The sequence below is a fragment of the Marinobacterium rhizophilum genome, assembly GCF_024397915.1.
GTDB lineage: Bacteria > Pseudomonadota > Gammaproteobacteria > Pseudomonadales > Balneatricaceae > Marinobacterium_A > Marinobacterium_A rhizophilum_A.
In genome coordinates this window covers 1,332,546-1,352,907 of record NZ_CP073347.1, presented here as the reverse complement: position 1 = coordinate 1,352,907, position 20,362 = coordinate 1,332,546, and the positions used below count along the sequence as shown (strand labels likewise).

Below are 20,362 nucleotides of genomic sequence, written 5' to 3'. Positions count from 1 at the left end.
GAAGCTGATAAAGCGGAAGAGAGCTGGGTGTATGGCGTGCAATCAGCGAGCGCGGTAGACGATGCGACCCTTGCTCAGGTCGTAGGGCGTCAGTTCGACTTTGACTTTGTCGCCGGTCAGAATGCGGATGTAGTTTTTGCGCATTTTGCCGGAAATGTGTGCTGTCACAACGTGACCGTTCTCGAGTTCTACGCGAAACATGGTGTTCGGCAGCGTGTCGATAACGGTGCCTTCCATTTCAATGCTATCTTCTTTGGCCATTCAGTACCTACCTTGTTAAAGCTGTTGCTAACCCAGTCTTCTACGCTGATTTAATGCGAATAATTTCAGCGCTTCTCAGTGAAGCGCCGTATTCTGCCTTAAAAGCGGTGTTATATCAAAGAGATTCGAGCGCTGAAGTCACTATCGCAGTTCGCTCCAGTGGCCATCAAGCAGCAATTGCAGCGGCCGGTAGCCAATCTTGTAGCTCATTTTCTGGCATTGCTTCACCCAGTAACCCAGGTAGAGATAGGGCAGGCCCAACTGGCGGGTCTGTTCTATCTGGGTGAGGATGCAGTAGGTTCCCAGGCTCCGCTTGCCGAGGTCCGGGTCGTAGAAGGTATAGATCGCGGAGAGTCCCTGGGCCAGCTGGTCGGTCACGGCAACGGCCAGGAGCTGATCATTCAGGCGTACTTCGAAGAAAAAGCTGCTGTCGTGCCCCTCTACCAGGAAGGCGCGGAACTGTTCCGCCGAGGGGGGGTACATATCACCGTCGGCATGGCGGGAGTTGATATAGCGCGCATAGAGGGCGTAATGCTCGTCGGTCATGATCGGCATCACGCGCTGACACGACAGGTCCCGGTTGCGGTTCAGGACGCGTTTCTGGCTTTTTCCGGGTCTGTAGCTGTCCACCGGTATGCGCACCGAGACGCAGGCCTGGCAGCCTTCGCAGTGCGGGCGATAGATGTGCCTGCCGCTGCGACGAAACCCCAGCTCTGACAGCTGGCTGTAGGCGTCCGTGCTGATGATGGCCTGGGGGTCCACAAAGAGGGTGCGGGCCATGCGGCCGGGGATGTAACTGCACTCGTGCTCTGGTGTGGAGTAAAAGTGCAGTTGTCGCAGGGTGGTCACGGAGCTTTGCCCTCAAAATACACTGGCATCGATTTCGAATTTCCAGGTTGTCGTGCACGGGATGTCGATATTTCGATTCAGTTCCTGAAGAAAGGTTTCCCGTGGGATCTCTTCGGCGCCCAGAGTAACGAGGTGCGGGTTGTGAACCTGGCAATCAATTAAAGGATAGTCCCAGTTTTTAAGTTGTTCGACCAGCCAGGCGAAGGCGATTTTGGAGGCATCGGTACGGCGACTGAACATGGATTCACCAAAGAACATGCGTCCCGCTGCGATACCGTAGAGGCCGCCTGCCAGTTCGCCGTCCTGCCAGACCTCGACCGACTGTGCCTGACCGTCTTGATGCAGCCGATTGTAGGCAGCATGCATTTCGCGACTGATCCAGGTGCCGCTGGCGCCAGAGCGCGGCGCGGCGCAACCCTCCATGACTGCACCGAAGGCCTGGTTAAAGGTGACCTGGTAATTGTCGCGCCGCAGGCGTTTTCGCAGGCTGCGGGAGATATGCAGGCGGTCGGTATAGATGACGCAGCGCGGATCGGGACTCCACCACAGAATGGGCTCGCCGGGGTTGTACCAGGGGAAGATGCCATTGCGGTAGGCACTGAGTAGTCGCTCGGGACTCAAGTCACCGCCGGCGGCGAGCAGTCCGTTGGGGTCACTGAGGGCCTGTGACGCCGGTGGAAACTGATGCGAGGTGCGGGACAGCCAGGAAATCATCGAGGTTTCCCTATGGTAAGGGCGGCGGGCAGGCCGCAGGGCCTGCCCGGGTGGCGCGAGGCGGGGGCTTACTTTTCCAGGTCGTCGAGGTAGCGCTCTGCATCCAGGGCGGCCATGCAGCCAAAGCCTGCGGACGTCACGGCCTGGCGATAGACATGATCGCTGACGTCACCGGCGGCAAACACGCCCGGGACGCTGGTGGCGGTGGCGTTGCCTTCGAGGCCCGAACGAATTTTCAGGTAGCCATCGTGCATGTCCAGCTGGCCTTCGAAAATGTCGGTGTTGGGCTTGTGGCCGATGGCGATAAACACGCCTGCCAGATCAATGTCCTGGCTGCTGTCATCCTCGGTGCTGCGGATGCGCATGCCGGTGACGCCGGTCTCGTCGCCCAGGACTTCGTCCAGGGTATGGTTCCAGACGATTTTGATATTGCCGTTCTTGGCGCGCTCGAACAGCTTGTCCTGCAGGATTTTCTCGGAACGCAGGCTGTCGCGGCGGTGTACCAGGGTCACTTCGGCGGCGATGTTGGACAGGTACAGTGCTTCTTCGACAGCCGTGTTGCCGCCGCCGACGACCGCGACTTTCTGGCCGCGGTAAAAGAAGCCGTCGCAGGTGGCGCAGGCAGAAACGCCCTTGCCCATGAAGGCTTCTTCCGAGGGCAGTCCCAGGTACTGGGCCGATGCACCGGTGGCAATGATCAGGGCATCACAGGTGTAGGTGCCCATGTCACCCTTGAGGCGGAACGGGCGGCTGCGCAGGTCGGTTTCGTTGATGTGGTCGAACAGAATTTCGGTATTGAAACGTTCGGCGTGTGCCTGCATGCGCTGCATCAGTTCGGGGCCCTGTACGCCTTCGGCATCCCCCGGCCAGTTGTCGACATCGGTGGTGGTGGTCAGCTGACCACCGGCCTGCATGCCGGTGATGATGACCGGGTTGAGGTTGGCTCGGGCGGCATACACCGCGGCGGTGTAGCCGGCGGGGCCGGAACCAAGAATAATAAGACGGTGATGTTTGACTTCGCTCATGTTCAATCCGTGTCGATGTTTAAGTAACTGTGCCGGGCGCCCAGGGCGCCGGGTATCTGTCGGCTCTGTTCAGGAAACGGCGCTCATGCAGGTGGTACCACTGCAGAGGAGGGCGGTCATTGCCGGACAGGCTCCTGAAAGTGAGGGCGGCGGGGGCGTAATTCAATCCCGTAGCTGATCTGAGCCTGTATGGCGACGGGAAGCAATATCGCCTGCGCACGTTCAGCCGGCTGTCAGACTTGCCCTGTATAGTCTAGGGAAACTGGTTATACATTGCGATTTGCAGCTGTTGTCCTGCATCGCAAACCGCCATTGCCGTATTGCGGGTAACTATCGCTTATTCATGTCTTTGCATCAATAGCGAGTCAACCCAAACCGCCAATTGTGGTATGTTGTTGGCCTGAAAAATCGGGCTAAATTAAGGGCTTGTTGTTTGAGTGAACAGAATTTGAAAGCATCTCTGTCGTTTGCGGAACTGCTGGTACGTATTGCCAAGGAATCAGCGCTAATGTTGGTGCTGGGCGTTTGCCTGTATCTGATGATTGCGGTGCTGGGGTATGACAGCCGGGATCCCGGCTGGTCGCATCTGGGCTATCATCCCGAAGTCAGAAATCTGGCCGGCACCACGGGCGCCTGGGTGGCCGACTGGCTGTTTTCCTTTGTCGGTGTCGGCGCCTGGCTTGTGCCGTTGCTGATGCTTTACCCGTCGCTGCGTTTTCTTGTGCGCCGCAAGGTCTCGCTGCTCGATGGCATGCCGTACCTTATTCTGCGAGCAACGGGCGCGCTGGTTTTTGTGGCCGGACTCTGTGCCCTGGCATCACTGCATATTTCCAATAGCCTGTTCGAGTACCCCTTTACCTCCGGCGGCCTGATTGGCCAGGCGCTGTCGGACTGGGTCGTGTCCTGGTTCAGTGTGCTCGGCGGGTCTGTTGTGCTCTGGACGCTGATGTTGGTGGGCCTGACCTGTTATGTTGAGGTCTCGGTCGGCCAGGCGCTGGAATCGATCGGCCGTGCCCTCTTGTCTGCCTTTTCCCGGCTGCGGGGGTTGGGCCGGCTGCCGGTACGCCGTACATCCCGTTCAGGGAGTGCCGAGGTTCCAGATACAGCAACAGCCCGGGCGAAGGAGTACAGCAGCAGCGTGTCCAGCGCGCGCGTGCGCACGGAGCCTGCGCACAGGGGTACGCCCCTGAGTGAGGAGCAGGCCCCGCTGTTTCTGACGCCGGAGTTTACCGGTGGCGACAGCCCGTTGTCCCCTGCTGAGACGGGAGTGACCCGGACCGTAGCGCCCCCTGAGCGTGTCGAACCCAGTTTTGCGTTTGCAGGGGATGAGCGGGCCGCGAACCCGGTTGCGGCGCAGGTAGCGAATGATGAATCTTCTGTCGCGCTATCGCAGGTAGCTGATGCTACCGCATCCGGGCTTGGAGATGCTGCTGCAGGTCGCCTGGCGCCGGCCGCCGACAGCGCTGTTGCGGTGACGGAAGAGGCGGTCCGCAAGGGTGTCCGTATCGTGCCGCTGGCCGAAGCGCACAAGCCGATGCAGGACAGCGACCTGGGGCTGGAGCATGAGGCTCGCAGTGGCGTTCGCACGGTGCGTCAGCAGGTGCCTTCGCTGGACCTGCTGGACCCGCCGGAGTTGCACCAGGAGCAGGGCTATACCGACGATCAGCTCGAGATGATGTCGCGCCTGCTGGAAGACAAGCTGAAGGACTTCGGTGTGGTCGCCGAGGTGGTGGAGGTTAACCCGGGCCCGGTCATTACACGCTTTGAACTGCAGCCCGCCCCTGGCGTCAAGGCCAGCAAGATCACCAACCTGGCCAAGGATCTGGCCCGCTCCATGGCGGTGCTCAGCGTGCGGGTGGTGGAAGTGATTCCCGGCAAGTCGGTGGTGGGTATCGAAATTCCCAATGAGTCCCGCCAGACCGTGCGCCTGAGTGAGGTGCTGAACTCCAAACCTTACCGCGAAGCGTCATCCAAGCTGACCCTGGGGCTGGGCAACGATATCGCCGGTAACCCGGTGGTGGTGAATCTGGCCAAGATGCCTCACTTGCTGGTGGCCGGTACCACGGGGTCGGGCAAGTCGGTGGGCGTCAATGCCATGCTGCTCAGCCTGCTGTTCAAGGCGACGCCCGATGAGGTGCGCCTGATGATGGTGGACCCCAAAATGCTGGAGCTGTCTATTTACGAAGGGATTCCGCACCTGCTGACACCGGTTATTACCGACATGAAGGAAGCTGCCGGTGGTCTGCGCTGGTGTGTTGCCGAAATGGAACGGCGTTACAAGCTGATGGCCAAGATGGGGGTGCGCAATCTCGCGGGCTTTAACGAGAAGCTCCTCAATGCGCGGGAGCAGGGCCAGGCGATCAAGGATCCGCTGTGGAATCCGGAGCAGGAAGGCCTGCCGTTCGACACCCCGGCACCGGAGCTCGACACCCTGCCGTACATTGTGGTCGTGATCGACGAGTTTGCCGACATGATGATGATCGTCGGCAAGAAGGTAGAAGAACTGATCGCCCGAATTGCCCAGAAGGCCCGTGCGGCCGGCATTCACCTGATCCTCGCCACGCAGCGGCCCTCGGTGGACGTGATCACCGGCCTGATCAAGGCCAACGTGCCGACCCGGATTGCTTTCCAGGTGTCGTCCAAGATCGATTCGCGCACGATCCTGGATCAGTCGGGTGCTGAAAACCTGCTGGGTAACGGTGACATGCTGTACCTGCCCGCCGGTGTCAGTGTGCCCAACCGCGTGCACGGTGCCTTTGTCAGTGACGACGAAGTGCACCGCATCGTCGAGGCCTGGAAGCTCTATGGCGCACCTGAATATATCGATGACATTCTCACCGACCCGTCGGAAGGCGGCGCGCCCTCGGCGGGGCTGTTCGATGACGAGCAGGACGCCCTGTACGACGAGGCTGTGGCCTTTGTGTTGGAAAGCCGCAAGGCATCGATTTCGAGCGTGCAGCGCAAGTTGAAGATTGGTTACAACCGCGCCGCCCGCATGATTGAAACCATGGAAGCTGCCGGGGTTGTCACGCCGGCAGGCAGTAATGGTCAGCGCGAAGTGCTCGCGCCACCGCCACCGAGAGATTGATTATGAAACAATTAGTTGCTGTTGGTTTTGCAGGCCTCTTATCGCTATTTTCGACGCCACTCTGGGCGCTGGATGCCGATGCCCGGCTACAGCAGATGTTGCAGGGCTACGAGACCTTCAGTTCGGAGTTCGAGCAGTTTTCCGTGTCCGACAACGGTCAACGTACCGAGGCGACCAACGGAACCCTGCAGTTGCGCAAGCCCAACCTGTTTCGCTGGACCAGTGAAGAGCCTTTTCCCCAGGTTATCGTCAATGACGGTACCTTCCTGTGGATTTACGATCCCGACCTGATGCAGGTTACGCGCAAGCCCTTCGATACCAACGGCAACAGTGCGCCTGCGCTGATTCTGAATGGCCAGGTCGACCGCCTGGGCGAGGACTTCAGCATCAGCCTGGTGCATGAGTCCGGTAGCGAAACGCTGTTCGAACTGCTGCCGCGCAGTGATCAGGGCACCTTTACCCGCATTCGCCTGCTGTTTGTCGAGCAACAGATTGGGCAGCTGATGCTGGAGGATTCCCTTGGTCAGCGTACCACCATTGCCTTTCACGGCCAGCAGCTGAATCCGGCGCTGGATGCTGAGCTGTTCAGTTTTGATGTGCCGCCAGGTGCCGACCTGATTGTCGACCCGGGTGCCTGATGGACGACCTGTTTGCCGATACCACACCGGGCTACGAGCCGCTGGCTGCCCGCATTCGCCCCCGCAACCTGGATGAATACGCCGGCCAGCAGCATCTGCTGGCGCCCGGCAAGCCATTGCGCCTGGCGCTGGAGCAGGGCGTTGCCCACTCGATGATTTTCTGGGGCCCGCCGGGGGTTGGAAAAACCACCCTGGCGCGCCTCATGGCCCGGCAGATCGATGCCCATTTTATTACCCTGTCGGCGGTGCTGTCGGGGGTCAAGGACATCCGGGCCGCGATCGACGAGGCACGAGCCTACAAGGCCCAGTCCGGGCGCAAAAGCATCCTGTTTGTGGACGAGGTGCACCGCTTCAACAAATCCCAGCAGGATGCCTTTCTCCCCTACATTGAAGATGGCACCGTTATTTTCGTCGGCGCGACCACGGAAAACCCGTCGTTCGAACTCAATAACGCCTTGCTGTCCCGTGCCCGCGTCTACCTGTTGCGCAGCCTGGAGGTAGCTGACCTGCTGGCTTTGCTGCGCCATGCCTTGAAAGACACTGATCGTGGCCTGGGGCTGCGTCCGCTGGATGTTGCCCAGGGTGTACTGGAACAGATAGCCGCGGCGGCCGATGGCGATGCGCGACGGGCACTGAACCTGCTGGAGATTGCCACCGACCTGGCCCAGCCCGATGGCGATGTCGAGCGCATCGATGAGTCGGTCATGACCGAAGTCCTTGGCGCGGGCGGGCGGCGCTTCGACAAGCAGGGTGACCTGTTCTACGACATGATTTCCGCGTTTCACAAGTCGGTGCGCGGCTCATCCCCTGATGGCGCCCTGTACTGGTATTGCCGCATGCTCGATGGCGGCTGCGATCCGTTGTACGTGGCGCGCCGCCTGGTGGCCATTGCCTCGGAAGATATCGGCAACGCCGACCCCCGGGCCATGCAGGTGGCGCTGTCCGCCTGGGATGCGTTCGAGCGCGTTGGTCCCTCCGAAGGCGAGCGTGCCATTGCCCAGGCCGCCATCTACTGCGCCTGTGCCCCCAAGAGCAACGCGGTGTATCGTGCCTTCAATCAGTGCCGTGCCGATGTGGCTGCCGATGCCAGTCTCGAGGTGCCGGCGCACCTGCGAAACGCCCCGACCCGGCTGATGCAGGATTTGGGTTATGGCGAGGAGTACCGCTATGCCCACGATGAAGACGGCGCCTATGCCGCCGGGGAGGTTTACCTGCCGGAGGCGATTGCACAGCGGCAATACTACAAACCGAGCCGGCGAGGGCTGGAACAAAAAATCGCCGACAAACTGGATCATCTGGCCGGCCTTGATGCCAGGAGCGCGCGGCGTCGCTATGATCCGACATAATGTCAGGAGGCTGTCGGCAGGCGATGAGTTAACCGCAAACGCCTGCGGCCTGTGATGAAAAAGGACGATGAATGCTGCATGTTATAGCCATTGCCACGGGAGGTGCCCTGGGCGCGCTGGGGCGTTACTGGGTGAGTGGTTTGCTCGGCAATGCCAATGGTCGCTTTCCGCTGGGAACCCTGGTGTGCAACGTGGGAGGTTCCCTGCTGATGGGCGTGCTCTTTGTGCTGGTGCTGGAGAAGGCACGGCTGAGCCCGGAGCTGCGCCCGCTGTTGATGGTCGGTTTTCTGGGGGCCTTCACAACCTTTTCCACCTTCGCGCTGGAATCGGTGGCGATGCTGCAGGCAGGGCATGTCATGTCCGCATTAATCTATGTATCATTGAGCGTTATTCTGTGCCTTGCCGCCCTCTATGTCGGCATGTCGCTAACCCGCCTGTTGTGATTTGAAAGGTGCCTTGAGATCCCATGCTAGACCCTAAATACGTCCGCTCCAATCCAGAAGAAGTCGCTCAACTGCTGAAGAAGAAGGGCTTTGATTTCCCGGTTGCACGCTTCAGCGAACTGGAACAGCAGCGCAAGGAAGTTCAGGTTCTTACCGAGAACCTGCAAAGTGAACGTAATAGCCGCTCGAAGCAGATCGGCAAGGCGATGGCGGCGAAAGAGGATGTTGCCCCGCTGAAGGCCGAAGTAAAGGCGCTCGGCGAGCAGCTGGATGCCGCCAAGGTGCAGCTTGCACAGCTGCAGGACGCGCTGGATGATCTGCTGCTGGGCGTGCCCAACCTGCCGGATGCCAGCGTACCCGAAGGTCAGACCGAAGACGACAACGTCGAGGTGCGCCGCTGGGGTCAGCCACGCAGCTTCGATTTCACGCCCCGGGATCATATCGACCTGGGTGAGCAGCACGGCGAGCTGGATTTTGAAACCGCCGCCAAGCTGACCGGTGCCCGCTTTGCCGTGATGAAGGGCAAGATCGCCCGCATGCACCGCGCGCTGATTCAGCTGATGCTGGATACGCATACCGGTGAACATGGCTATACGGAAGTCTATGTGCCATTCATGGTCAATGCCGACTCGCTGTATGGCACCGGCCAACTGCCCAAGTTCGAGGCGGACCTGTTCAAGGTGCCTTTCGGCGAGCGCGACTACTACCTGATTCCCACGTCCGAAGTGCCGGTGACCAACCTGGTGCGGGACGAGATCGTGCCGGCGGAACAGATGCCGCTGCGCTTCACCTGCCATACGCCGTGCTTTCGTTCGGAAGCAGGCGCGTCCGGCAAGGATACCCGTGGCCTGATTCGCCAGCATCAGTTTGAAAAGGTTGAACTGCTGCAGCTGGTTGAGCCGGACAAGTCCTGGGATGCTCTGGAAGAACTGACCGGTCATGCCGAGAAGATCCTGCAGATGCTGAACCTGCCGTATCGCGTTATTACGCTCTGCGGCGGCGATCTTGGCTTTGGTGCGGCCAAGACCTACGACATTGAAGTCTGGGTGCCGGGGCAGGACAAATACCGTGAAATCTCTTCCTGCTCGAACATGCTGGACTTCCAGGCGCGTCGCATGAAGGCGCGCTGGCGCAACCCGGAAACCGGCAAGCCCGAGCTGCTGCATACCCTCAACGGTTCGGGACTGGCGGTTGGCCGTACCCTGCTGGCGGTGATCGAAAACTACCAGCGCGCCGATGGTAGCATCGAAGTGCCGGAAGTGCTGCGCCCGTATATGGGCGGTGTTGCCGAGATCTGATCTCAAACACCGGGCCACGGCGACCCAGTCGTGGCCCGGGCCGTTTTTGCATTACGCCTCCTGCCTGAACCGTACTCAAAGAGCCTGTTATGAAACCACGCTATGACATCCTGATCGTCGGTGGCGGCATGGTCGGGGCGACCCTGGCCTGCGCCCTCGGTGACAGTCCGCTGTCGGTTGGCTTGATCGAACATGACTTTCCGCAGGCTTATGAACCACAGCAGCCCCATGACCTGCGGGTTTCGGCCCTGAGCGCGGCGTCGCGCACCATTTTGCAGACGCTGGGTGTCTGGGAGGGGATCAGCAGCCGGCGCCTGTGCCCTTACCGGCGCATGAAAGTGTGGGAGTCGGATGAATCGCGCGCGGCGACGGAGTTTCACAGCGACGAGATTGGCGCCAGCGAGCTTGGGCACATTGTCGAGAATCGCGTGGTACAGCTGGCCCTGCTGGAGCGTATCCGCGGTTTTGCCAACGTTGACCTGATCTGCCCGGCCCGAACCGAGCATATCGAGTATGCGCCTGGCAGCAGTCTGGTGCGTCTGGCCGATGGGCGAGAGGTGCTGGGGCGTCTACTGGTAGCGGCAGACGGTGGCCAGTCGCGGGTGCGCCAGGCGGCGGGTATCGGTGTAACCCAGTGGGATTACGATCAGCACGCCCTGGTGGCCAGTGTACAAACGGACTATGGCCAGCAGGACATCACCTGGCAGCAGTTTACGCCGACAGGGCCCTTGGCCTTTCTGCCGCTGGGAGGCAATCATGCTTCCCTGGTCTGGTATGACAAGCCGGATACGCTGAAGGCGTTGATGACGCTGGATGACACGGCTTTTCTGCAGCGGGTGCAGGACAGTTTTCCCGCCTGCCTGGGGCAGATCGATGCGGTCCTGGGGCGCGGTTCCTTCCCGTTGCGGCGCCAGCATGCGCAGCGATACGTGGCCGAGGGCGTGGCGCTGGTGGGGGATGCGGCCCACATGATTCATCCGCTGGCCGGGCAGGGCGTCAACATTGGTTTGCTTGATGCGGCGGCGCTCGCCGAGGTGATTATCGAGGCACAGGCCCTGGGTGAAGCTTTTGTCGCGGTGGAGGTGCTGGCGCGCTACGAGCGGGCACGGCGCGCTCACAACCTGATGATGATGCAACTGATGGATTCGTTCTATCGGGTATTCAGTAACAGCAACCTGCCGCTCAAGCTGCTGCGCAATCTGGGACTGGGGCTGGCGGAACGGCTGGGGCCTGCCAAGCGCAAGGTCATCCGCATGGCCATGGGGCTTGAAGGCAAGCTGCCGGCGCTGGCCAGGGGCGAACCGGTGATACGGGAATAGGCGAGACCAGGATGGCGGAAGTCCTGAAAATGCAGGAGCGCATTTCAAGGAACTGCCAGGGAGCGTTCATCCTGAGCATCGCCGTTCCTCGGCTTAGGCATCCTGCGTCGCTCTACCTCCTACATCCCTGTAGTTGTGTGCATCCATGCACCCACGGCATCACCGCCAGGGATGGAGGAATTCCTGAAAATGCAGGAGCGCATTTCAAGGAATTGCCAGGGAGCGTTCATCCTGAACATAAAAAAAGGGCTACCCGGAGGTAGCCCCAAAAGGATCTGGCAGGGCCAGACCCGAGTGGTTGGGGACGTGGATCCCCAGAGAACAACGTTACGCGGCGGTGGTAGCAGCAGGAGCTGCGGCCTTGCGCGGCGCGGCCTTGGCAGGCGCTTTCTTTTCAGCTTCTTCAACAACAGGCGCGGCAGTAAAGGCGCTCAGGTCGGCGAACTTACTGAAGTCAGTGAATTTGCTGAAGTCAGCGAACTGGCTCATGTCTGTGAATTTGCTGAAATCGGCAAACTTGCTGAAATCACCGAAGTAGTTGCTGGTCGGCATTTCAGACAGATCGGAGATGCTTTTCTCAACGATTTCGCTCAGCTGGTCCTTGGCTTCGGTCAGGGTGGCGATTTCCTGCTCGGCAACGTCAGTCAGTTTGGACTCCAGCGCCTTGTAGAACTGAACCTGGAGTTCCACGGCAGACTTGGGTTCCTTGACCGCAGTCAGGGCTTTCATCTGGGCGATGCTGCTGTTGAACAGGTCCGTGACGCAGGCAGACTGCAGGGCGAACAGCTTTTCCGCCGCTTTCTTGTTGATTTCGGTGATATCAACAACAGGCTGCATCTTGTCTTTCAGGTCTTTCATCATATCGTTGTACATGTTCTTTACCTCAATTTGATATTGGCGGCGTTAACTGGAATCAAATTTGTGCGTTGCAGCAATTGAGATCAAATATAGAGCGAGGGGATCGCCCTGTCAATCCAAAATGTTGCGCTGCACAAAGAATATTTTCGAAGACCGAATTCGTACTGATGTCCCTGTACCGCGTACTGTAGTCTGCGTTCTGCGGCGCCCCGGTGCAGTGCTCTACGCAGTTGCGAAGACATTGCTGTTGGGCTCTAGAACCGCTGCGCGGTACGGAACATCGACGTCAATCTAGCACTCCAATGCAACAGTTTTTTGAAACCGCGCGCAGAGCCTATAGAATGGGTGTTTGCGTTTTTCATCAAGGTCGCAGTGACGACCACGGACAGGTTGAGGCACATCGCTTTCATGCAGACACAAAACTGTCATTCCAGCTTTCGTTTTCTCCGCAGTGAAGTCATCGAGTCACTGAACATTGAAATGGCGGAGTATGAGCACCAGCAAACCGGCGCACGGCATTACCACATCGCCGCCGACAACGAAGAAAATGTCTTTCTTGTCGCGTTTCGCACTGTGCCCATGGATTCCACCGGTGTGGCCCACATGCTGGAACACACCGCGCTGTGCGGCAGCAAGCGCTATCCGGTACGTGATCCCTTTTTCATGATGACGCGGCGTTCACTCAATACCTTCATGAATGCCTTTACCAGTTCCGACTGGACGGCCTATCCCTTCGCCAGCCAGAACCGCAAGGATTACTTCAACCTGCTGGACGTGTACCTGGATGCGACCTTCTTTTCGCGGCTGGATCCGCTGGATTTTGCCCAGGAAGGTCACCGTCTGGAATTCAGCGAAGCCGGCAACCCGGACTCGCCGCTGGTCTACAAGGGCGTGGTGCTGAACGAGATGAAGGGGGCCATGAGCTCCGCCGTGTCCACCCTGTACCAGACCCTGGGCAAGCATCTGTTCCCGACCACCACCTACCACTACAACAGTGGCGGTGATCCGGAGTGCATTACGGATCTGAGCTACGACGAGCTGCTGGATTTTTACCGCAGTCACTACCACCCGAGCAACGCGGTCTTCATGACCTTCGGCGATATCGCCGTGGAAGAGCTGCAGGCGCGCTTTGATGGTCAGGCACTGGCGCAGTTCGAACGTCTGGACACTCATATTCAGGTCACGGACGAAAAGCGCCTGCACGCGCCGGTTCGGGTCGAAGAAGCCTATGCACTGGACGAGGAAGACCTGTGCGGCAAGACCCACCATGTGATGGGCTGGCTGCTGGGCAAGTCGATCGACCTGGAGGCACAGTTGCGTGCGCACCTGCTGTCCCGCGTGCTGCTGGACAACAGTGCCTCGCCGCTGCGTCATGCCCTGGAGTCCAGCGAGCTTGGCAGTGCGCCCTCGCCGCTGTGCGGGCTGGAGGACTCCAACCGCGAAATGAGCTTCATGTGTGGCCTGGAAGGCAGTGATCCGCAGCACGCGCAGGCCTTTGAAAAACTGGTGCTGGATACCTTGCAAGACGTGGCCGAGAACGGTGTGCCACAGGAAATGCTGGAGGCGCAGCTGCATCAGCTGGAGCTGTCCCAGCGTGAACTCAGCGGTGACGGTTACCCCTACGGCCTGAACTTGATCATGTCGTCCATTTCCGCAGGCATTCACAACGGTGACCCCATCGCCGTGCTGAACCTGGACCCGGTACTGGAAAAACTGCGTGAGGACATCAAGCAGCCGGACTACATCCAGAGCATGGTGCGCGAACTGCTGCTGGAGAACGCCCACCAGGTGCGGCTGACGTTGCGCCCGGACAGCCAGCTGGCGGCGCGGCGTGATGCCGCGGAAACCGCCCAGCTGGAGGCCATTCGTGCCCAGTTGAGTGACAGCGAAAAGCAGCAGATCATGGCGCAGACCGAGGCGCTGGAAACGCGTCAGATGCAGGAGGATGACGAAAGTATCCTGCCCAAGGTCGGCATCACTGATGTACCGGCGCAAATGAAGATACCTCAGCCCCAGTTGCAGCAGCAGGCACCGCTCGCGCTGGAGGCCTATGCCCAGGGTACCAATGGCCTGGTATATCAGCAGCTCATTATCGACCTGCCGGCGCTGGACGCGCAGGAGCGTCGCCTGCTGCCACTGTTTACCCATTGCCTGACGGAGCTGGGCTGTGGCGATCGCGACTACAAGCAGAACCAGCAGTACCAGTCCCAGGTGTGTGGCAGCATTGGTGCCTATACCGAGGTGCGCGGCGCCGTTGACGATGAACAGCAGGTCAGCGGTTACCTGGTGCTGTCCGGCAAGGCCCTGGCCAGCAAGCAGCAGGAACTGGTCGACCTGATGCACGAAACCCTGCAGGCAGCGCGCTTTGACGAGCTCAAGCGTCTGCGTGAAATCGTTGCCCAGACCCGCACCCGCAAGGAACAGAGCATCACCGGCCAGGGGCACGCGCTGGCGATGACCGCCGCCGTGGCCCGCATGAGCCCGGCAGCGCAGCTGGGGCACGAATCCCGTGGCCTGGAAAGCATTCGTTTTATCAAATCGCTGGATGCGTCCCTCAAGGACGACAGCGCCTTGGCGACGCTGGCGGCCCAGCTGGATGGCATCAAGCAGAAACTGCAGCAGGCGCCGCGTCGCTTCCTGCTGGTGGGGGACGCTGACCAGCAGGACAGCATGCAGCAACAGATCGAGGCACGCTGGCAGGATGTGGCGGTCAGCCCGCAGTACAGCGCCTTTGCGCTGGAGCCGGTGCGGGAATCCGTGCGTCAGCTCTGGACCACCAGCACCCAGGTTAACTTCTGTGCCAAGGCCTATCCCACGGTACCGGTGGAGCACGAAGACTCGGCGGCACTGACCGTGCTGGGAGACTTCCTGCGCAACGGTTACCTGCACCGTGCCATTCGCGAGAAAGGCGGTGCCTACGGCTCCGGTGCGGGTCAGGACTCGTCCGATGCGGTGTTCCGTTTCTTCTCGTACCGCGACCCGCGCCTGGCCGAGACCCTGGCTGACTTCGATGCATCCGTTCGCTGGTTGCTCGACACGCCACAGGACCCGCAAAAGCTGGAAGAGGCCATTCTGGGTGTGGTCAGTTCCATCGACAAGCCGGGTTCGCCGGCGGGCGAAGCCAAGCAGGCGTACCACAGTGCGCTCTTTGGCCGCACAGCCGAACAGCGGCGGGCGTACCGTCAGCGTATTCTGGCTGTCACGCTGGAGGATCTGACCCGGGTCGCCGAGCGTTACCTCACCGGCGATAACGCCAGCATTGCCGTGGTGACCAACCCGGCAGGGGCGGCGAAACTGGGTGACGGCTACGAGGTCATCGCGATCTGACCCCCAGCGCCGACTCACCAGGCAGGCCCCGTACGCGGGGCCTTGTTTATTGCGCCGGCGCCAGCGGATTCGGCTAATCAGGGGTAAGGGAGTCCTCATGCAACGGGCATTCTCCAAGCGTACTCGACGTCGATGGGGCTTTTGGCTCGCAGGGCTTGGGCTTGCAGTCGCGCTGGCCCTGCTGGCGGCGGATCGGGCGCGGGACTGGACGTTGCAGTATCTGCAGCGAACCGGTACCCAGGTCCTGCTCTCGCGTATTGGCGAAATCCGCAGCTGGCTCGACAGCTACGATTACCTGCCGTTTCTGCTGACGCAAAACCGGGATGTGCGGGCATTGCTGCTGTACCCCAACCAGGACATGGGGGTGCGGGTGAGCCGCTACCTGGAGCAGACCAGCCTGGTGGCGGGTTCCAGCGGGCTTTTTATCCTGGATGGCAATGGCCGGGCCGTGGCGTACAGTCGCTGGCGTGATCAGCAGGATTTTTACCTGCGCTCGCACCGCGACCGCAATTACTTTACGGATGCCCGGGAGGGTCAGCAGGGGCGGCGTTTTCGGATCGACTCGGATCAGTTGCAACCGGCATTTTACCTGTCGGCGCCGATATATGACGAACGGCGTTTTATCGGGGCGGCGGTGGTCCGTTTGAGCCTTGCGCTGTTGCAGGAGCGCCTGGACCCGGGTGTCCCCTGGATGCTGACCAGCAGTGACGGTCGGGTGTTTGCGGCGTCCCAGAGCGGCTGGCTGCAGCAACCCTTTGCCGAGCTGGCAAAGGAATCCCGGGATATCCGGCTGGACAACGGCACCCGCGTTTCGCTCTGGCCATCCAGGACCGGCGGCGAGACGATGGTGCAATCGGTGCAGCTCGATGATCTGGGCTGGACGCTGAGCATCCAGCAGGATGCGGGCGCGGCGCGGCGCAACCAGCGCTCCGCCATGCTGCTTACCCTGGGCGGGTGCATCGCTTTTGCACTGCTGCTGCTGTTCCTGCGCGAGCGGGCGCTAAAGCAGCGCTTGCAGCGTCAGGCGCAGCAGGCGCTGGCCAACAGCGAGCAGCAACAGCGGGACATTATCGATACTGCCCAGGTCGGGCTCATCACGGTGGATGAGCAGGGCCGGATGCGGTTCCTCAACGGTACTGCGCTGCAGCAGTTTGGCCTGTCAGCGTCCCTGGCGCTGGCGCAGCCACTGCGACGCCTGCTGGCGCCATCGGCCGGGTTCGGTGTACTGGAGCGGGCACTGGGGCGTCTGGGGCAGCGCGGTTTTGCGCCGCTGATCGGGCAGGAAGCCGTGGGGTTGCGCGGTGATGGCAGCGAATTTCCGTTGCTGATTTCGATTCGGGCGATGAAGGGCGCACACGCCGGCCAGGCCCGCTACCTGGTCACCGTGATCGATATTTCCCGGCGCAAGCGGCTGGAGCGGGCGCTGCAGGATGCCAATGAAACCCTGGAAGCCAAGGTGGAAGACCGTACCCGTGAACTGCAGGGCATGCAGCAGGAGTTGCTGCAGGCCGAAAAGCTCGCGGCGCTCGGGCGCATGGCCAGCGCCGTGGTGCATGAACTCAACCAGCCGCTCACGGCGATGCGCACCTATGTGGCCATTTGCCGCAAGATGCTGCAGCAACCGCAGCTGCTGAGCGAGAGCCTGGACGAAGTGGATGGCCTGGTGGGACGCATGGCGGTGATCACCAGCCAGCTGAAAACCTTTGCCTACCGCAAGCCTGAACGCGTGGAAGCGGTGTCCCTGTTGCACGCGATCGATCAGGCGCTGGCGCTGTTTCGCGGCCGCTTTGTCGAAGAGCAGGTGCAGGTGGATTTCAAACCCGATATTGCGGATGATCGCGTCGCCGGCGACAGCGCGCGACTGGAGCAGGTGCTGGTTAACCTGATCAAGAACGGCTGCGATGCGATGCAGCATACCGAGGCGCCGCGACGGCTGTCCTTGCAGCTGCTGGCGGAGGACGGCTGGTTCGAGCTGCGGCTGGCGGACCAGGGCACGGGTATCGACGAGGGCGCGCTGGACAAGCTGTTCGAGCCCTTTTTTACGACGAAGCAGATCGGCAGTGGCCTGGGCCTCGGGTTATCCATCGTGCGCAGCATCGTGCGTGATCTGGGGGGCAATATTCGCGCCGAGAACACGCCCGAGGGCGGTGCCTGCTTTATCCTGCGCCTGCCGCGGTACGAACAGGTTAAAAAAGCAGAAAGGGGCGAAGGGAAAGCTGACAGCTGACAGCTGTGCTGCGCAGCCCTGGAGTCAGTCTGCGTGTTCCTGGGAAACAGGGTAAAACCCGCGGCGTTCGAGCAGGCGGTCTGCGAATCTCGCCGACTGTTGTGGAGGCACACCGATTTTTTACACAGGGTTCTTTTGATGCTTGAGCAAGGCACAGTCTTACTGGTTGATGACGAGGTTATGGTGCGCAAGGCGACCGAGCAGTGGTTGCGCCTGTCGGGCTATGAGGTTATCAGTTGCAGCGATGCCCAGGGCGCGCTGGCTCACCTGAACCCGGGCTTTGCGGGCATACTGGTGACCGATGTGCGCATGCCCGGGATGGACGGCATGGCGCTGATGCACGAAGCGCTGGCGCGGGTTCCGGGCATCCCGGTGGTGCTGGTCACCGGGCACGGCGATATCGATATGGCGACCGGGGCGATGCGTGATGGTGCCTACGACTTTATCGAAAAACCCTTCGCCCCCGAGCGTCTGGAGGCCACTGTGCAGCGGGCCTGCGACAAGCGTCGCCTGATGCTGGAGAACGACCGTCTGCAGCACGACCTGGCGTCCCAGTCCGGCATAGATGCGCGCCTTATCGGGCTGTCGCCGGCCATCGTGCGGCTGAAACAGGAGATCCTGCTGCTGGCCTCCATCGATACCAACGTCATCATTTACGGCGAGACGGGTACCGGCAAGGAACTGGTCGCCCAGTGCCTGCACGAATTCAGCAACAGGCGCAGTCGCAACTTCGTGCCGGTCAATTGCGGCGCGATTCCCGAATCCCTGATCGAAAGTGAGCTGTTTGGCCACGAAGCCGGGGCCTTTACCGGCGCGCTCAAGAAGCGTATCGGCAAGTTCGAGTATGCCGACGGTGGCACCTTCTTTTTCGATGAAATCGAAAGCATGCCTCCCCATCTGCAGATCAAGCTGCTGCGTACCCTGCAGGAAGGCGTGATCGAGCGCCTGGGGGGCAATAGCCCCATCGGCGTTAACCTGCGGCTAGTGGCCGCTGCCAAGGCTGATCTGCGGGTGGAGGAGGGGTTTCGCGAGGATCTGTATTACCGGCTGAATCAGTCGCAGCTGCATATACCGGCATTGCGTGACCGGGCCGACGATATTCCGCTGTTGTTCGAATACTATGTCGAGCGCTGTGCTGTGCAGCACGGGCGAGAGCCGCGCAGGATAACCGACCTTGAGCGCCGTACCCTGCAGCGCTATAGCTGGCCGGGCAATGTGCGGGAGCTGAAAAACATCGCGTTGCGCTTTGCGCTGGATCACCGGGGGCAACTGGCGGACCTGCTGTTCCCGGCCGTGACACCGATGCAGGCGGTCCGCCCTGTGCAAACCGGTGCGGTGCCCGAAACGGGTAGCCAGCCCCTGGCCGTACAGGTGGGGGCCTTCGAGGCGGAAATCATTCGCCAGTCCCTCGGCCGCCATGGCGGCTCCATCAAGGCGGTGATGGATGAACTCGATCTGCCGCGTCGTACTTTGAATCAGAAGATGATGCGTTACGGCATCAACCGCAGCGACTTCGTGCAGGACGCGCAGGAAGGCTGAACCTGCGTTGCGGTCACTGTTCAGGGGCTGTCCCCGCCCCACACACATTTCTCCGTTTATGGGCGCCTTATTCGTCTGATTGCCGGTTTGTCGTGGGAACTCGGCCGTTTTTTGCCTATACCTGTTGTACCGGTGGCCATATTGGGCGCCGGACAGGGGGGCAGGGCGGTTTTCAGCACTTCTAGGCCATTTTTGGCCGATGTGCGCCGGCCCTGATGAGCAAAAAACGGCCGATGCCATTGTGAAACCTGCACCATTAAATAAAAATTTATTAATTAACAATGGTTTAAAATATTTATTCAAGTTGGCATCGGGTTTGCTTAATGACTGTCGATCAATGATTTTCCCATAACGACAAGAGAACACACCGATATGAGTCTGACTAAACGCACACTTCTGAAAGGTTTTGGCCTGGCGCTGGTTGCCAGCACCCTGGGTTCCGTCGCGACCCTGGGTCAGGCGGCGGAAAACCGCTCCTATATCCTGGCCACCGCATCGACTGGCGGTACCTACTATCCGGTCGGCGTTGCCCTGGCAACCCTGGCGAAGGTCAAGCTGGAGCCATCCATCGGCATGGCCATGTCCGCGATCAACTCGGCCGGTTCCGGTGAAAACATCAAGCTGCTGCGTGAAAACGAAGCCCAGTTCGCCATTTTGCAGGGCCTTTATGGTGCCTGGGCCTGGGAAGGCGAGGGTGACCTGAAAAGCACCGGGCCGCAAAAAGGCCTGCGCTCGGTTACCATGCTGTGGCAGAACGTCGAGCAGTTCGTGGTGAAGAACGAGTTTGCGCCCAAGGGCACCATCATGGACCTCAAGAACATGGAGGGTAACAAGTTCTCCATCGGGCCGAAAAACTCCGGCACCGAAGGTTCGGGCCTGACAATTATCGAAAACCTGGGCCTTGATCCCTCGAAGATGGACATGGCGTACATGGGCTACGGGCCTTCCGCCGATGCCCTGCAGAATGGCACCGTGGATGGCATGAACATTCCCTCCGGTGTACCGACCTCGGCTATTACCCGTGCCTTTGCTGCGCTGGGCAGTGATATCCGCATTCTGGACTTCACCGATGAGGAAATCACCCAGGCCAACGGTCGCTACAAGCTGTGGACGCGCTTCACCATTGCGGCCAATACCTACCCCGGCCAGACCCAGGATGTGCAGACCATGGCACAGCCCAACTTCCTCGCCGTGCGGGATGATATCCCGGAAGAGGACGTCTACCAGCTGACCAAAACCGTTTACGAGAACCTGGCGTTCCTCAATGGCATCCACAAGGCGACCAAGGACATGGCGCTGGAAAAAGCCATTGCCGGCTTGCCTGTACCGCTGCACCCCGGCGCCGCTCGCTACTACAAGGAAGTGGGCGTCGAGATCCCCGAGCACCTGATCGCCAACTAAGGCGGTCGCACCGGGCCCAGCCCGGTGCG

15 protein-coding genes are annotated in these 20,362 nt (G+C 60.5%); 10 read left to right on the top strand and 5 right to left on the bottom strand.

Annotated elements, in window-relative coordinates; all coding sequences use genetic code 11:
* Positions 1-42 precede the first annotated feature (42 nt).
* The 4 genes from infA to trxB form a co-directional block, all read right to left on the bottom strand.
* A complete protein-coding gene (infA, locus tag KDW95_RS05970) occupies positions 43-261 on the bottom strand; it encodes a translation initiation factor IF-1 (RefSeq protein ID WP_007019821.1) in 219 nt (72 codons plus the stop codon).
* 141 nt (positions 262-402) lie between these two features.
* Positions 403-1,110: an arginyltransferase gene (locus tag KDW95_RS05965; RefSeq protein ID WP_255855371.1), complete on the bottom strand. Its 708-nt coding sequence runs from the start codon at positions 1,108-1,110 to the stop codon at positions 403-405.
* Between the two features lie 12 nt (positions 1,111-1,122).
* The gene (gene aat, locus KDW95_RS05960; protein ID WP_255855370.1) at positions 1,123-1,824 is read right to left on the bottom strand and encodes a leucyl/phenylalanyl-tRNA--protein transferase; all 702 of its coding nucleotides are present in this window, start codon (positions 1,822-1,824) and stop codon (positions 1,123-1,125) included.
* Between the two features lie 68 nt (positions 1,825-1,892).
* Positions 1,893-2,849: a thioredoxin-disulfide reductase gene (gene trxB, locus KDW95_RS05955; protein WP_255855369.1), complete on the bottom strand. Its 957-nt coding sequence runs from the start codon at positions 2,847-2,849 to the stop codon at positions 1,893-1,895.
* A gap of 433 nt (positions 2,850-3,282) precedes the next feature.
* Here trxB and KDW95_RS05950 point away from each other — a divergent pair, with 433 nt between their 5' ends.
* The 6 genes from KDW95_RS05950 to KDW95_RS05925 all read left to right on the top strand — a co-directional run bounded on the left by KDW95_RS05950 (position 3,283) and on the right by KDW95_RS05925 (position 10,981).
* A complete protein-coding gene (locus KDW95_RS05950) occupies positions 3,283-5,937 on the top strand; it encodes a DNA translocase FtsK (RefSeq protein WP_255855368.1) in 2,655 nt (884 codons plus the stop codon).
* Between the two features lie 2 nt (positions 5,938-5,939).
* Complete coding sequence (gene lolA / locus KDW95_RS05945; protein ID WP_255855367.1) at positions 5,940-6,575, top strand: outer membrane lipoprotein chaperone LolA; 636 nt, start codon at positions 5,940-5,942, stop codon at positions 6,573-6,575.
* Positions 6,575-7,921 carry a replication-associated recombination protein A gene (locus KDW95_RS05940; RefSeq protein WP_255855366.1) on the top strand — a complete coding sequence of 449 codons (1,347 nt, stop codon included), beginning with the start codon at positions 6,575-6,577 and terminating at the stop codon, positions 7,919-7,921. The genes lolA and KDW95_RS05940 overlap by 1 nt, the downstream gene beginning before the upstream one ends.
* A gap of 71 nt (positions 7,922-7,992) precedes the next feature.
* Positions 7,993-8,364, top strand: coding sequence for a fluoride efflux transporter CrcB (gene crcB / locus KDW95_RS05935; RefSeq protein WP_255855365.1), 372 nt, complete (start codon positions 7,993-7,995; stop codon positions 8,362-8,364).
* Between the two features lie 23 nt (positions 8,365-8,387).
* Positions 8,388-9,662, top strand: a complete 1,275-nt coding sequence (serS, locus tag KDW95_RS05930; RefSeq protein WP_255855364.1) for a serine--tRNA ligase — start codon at positions 8,388-8,390, stop codon at positions 9,660-9,662.
* An 89-nt stretch (positions 9,663-9,751) separates the two neighbouring features.
* Complete coding sequence (locus tag KDW95_RS05925) at positions 9,752-10,981, top strand: UbiH/UbiF/VisC/COQ6 family ubiquinone biosynthesis hydroxylase (RefSeq protein WP_255855363.1); 1,230 nt, start codon at positions 9,752-9,754, stop codon at positions 10,979-10,981.
* Positions 10,982-11,308: 327 nt separating this feature from the next.
* Here KDW95_RS05925 and KDW95_RS05920 read toward each other — a convergent pair whose 3' ends face one another.
* The gene (locus tag KDW95_RS05920; RefSeq protein ID WP_255855362.1) at positions 11,309-11,854 is read right to left on the bottom strand and encodes a phasin family protein; all 546 of its coding nucleotides are present in this window, start codon (positions 11,852-11,854) and stop codon (positions 11,309-11,311) included.
* A gap of 393 nt (positions 11,855-12,247) precedes the next feature.
* On the opposite strand from KDW95_RS05920, the gene KDW95_RS05915 reads away from it, so the two are divergent.
* The 4 genes from KDW95_RS05915 to KDW95_RS05900 all read left to right on the top strand — a co-directional run bounded on the left by KDW95_RS05915 (position 12,248) and on the right by KDW95_RS05900 (position 20,333).
* Positions 12,248-15,166, top strand: a complete 2,919-nt coding sequence (locus tag KDW95_RS05915) for an insulinase family protein (protein ID WP_255855361.1) — start codon at positions 12,248-12,250, stop codon at positions 15,164-15,166.
* A 97-nt stretch (positions 15,167-15,263) separates the two neighbouring features.
* On the top strand, positions 15,264-17,393 hold the full coding sequence (locus KDW95_RS05910) for a sensor histidine kinase (RefSeq protein WP_255855360.1): 2,130 nt from the start codon (positions 15,264-15,266) through the stop codon (positions 17,391-17,393).
* A gap of 138 nt (positions 17,394-17,531) precedes the next feature.
* A complete protein-coding gene (locus tag KDW95_RS05905; RefSeq protein ID WP_255855359.1) occupies positions 17,532-18,932 on the top strand; it encodes a sigma-54-dependent transcriptional regulator in 1,401 nt (466 codons plus the stop codon).
* Between the two features lie 372 nt (positions 18,933-19,304).
* Positions 19,305-20,333, top strand: a complete 1,029-nt coding sequence (locus tag KDW95_RS05900; RefSeq protein WP_255855358.1) for a TAXI family TRAP transporter solute-binding subunit — start codon at positions 19,305-19,307, stop codon at positions 20,331-20,333.
* The last annotated feature ends 29 nt before the right edge of the window (positions 20,334-20,362 follow it).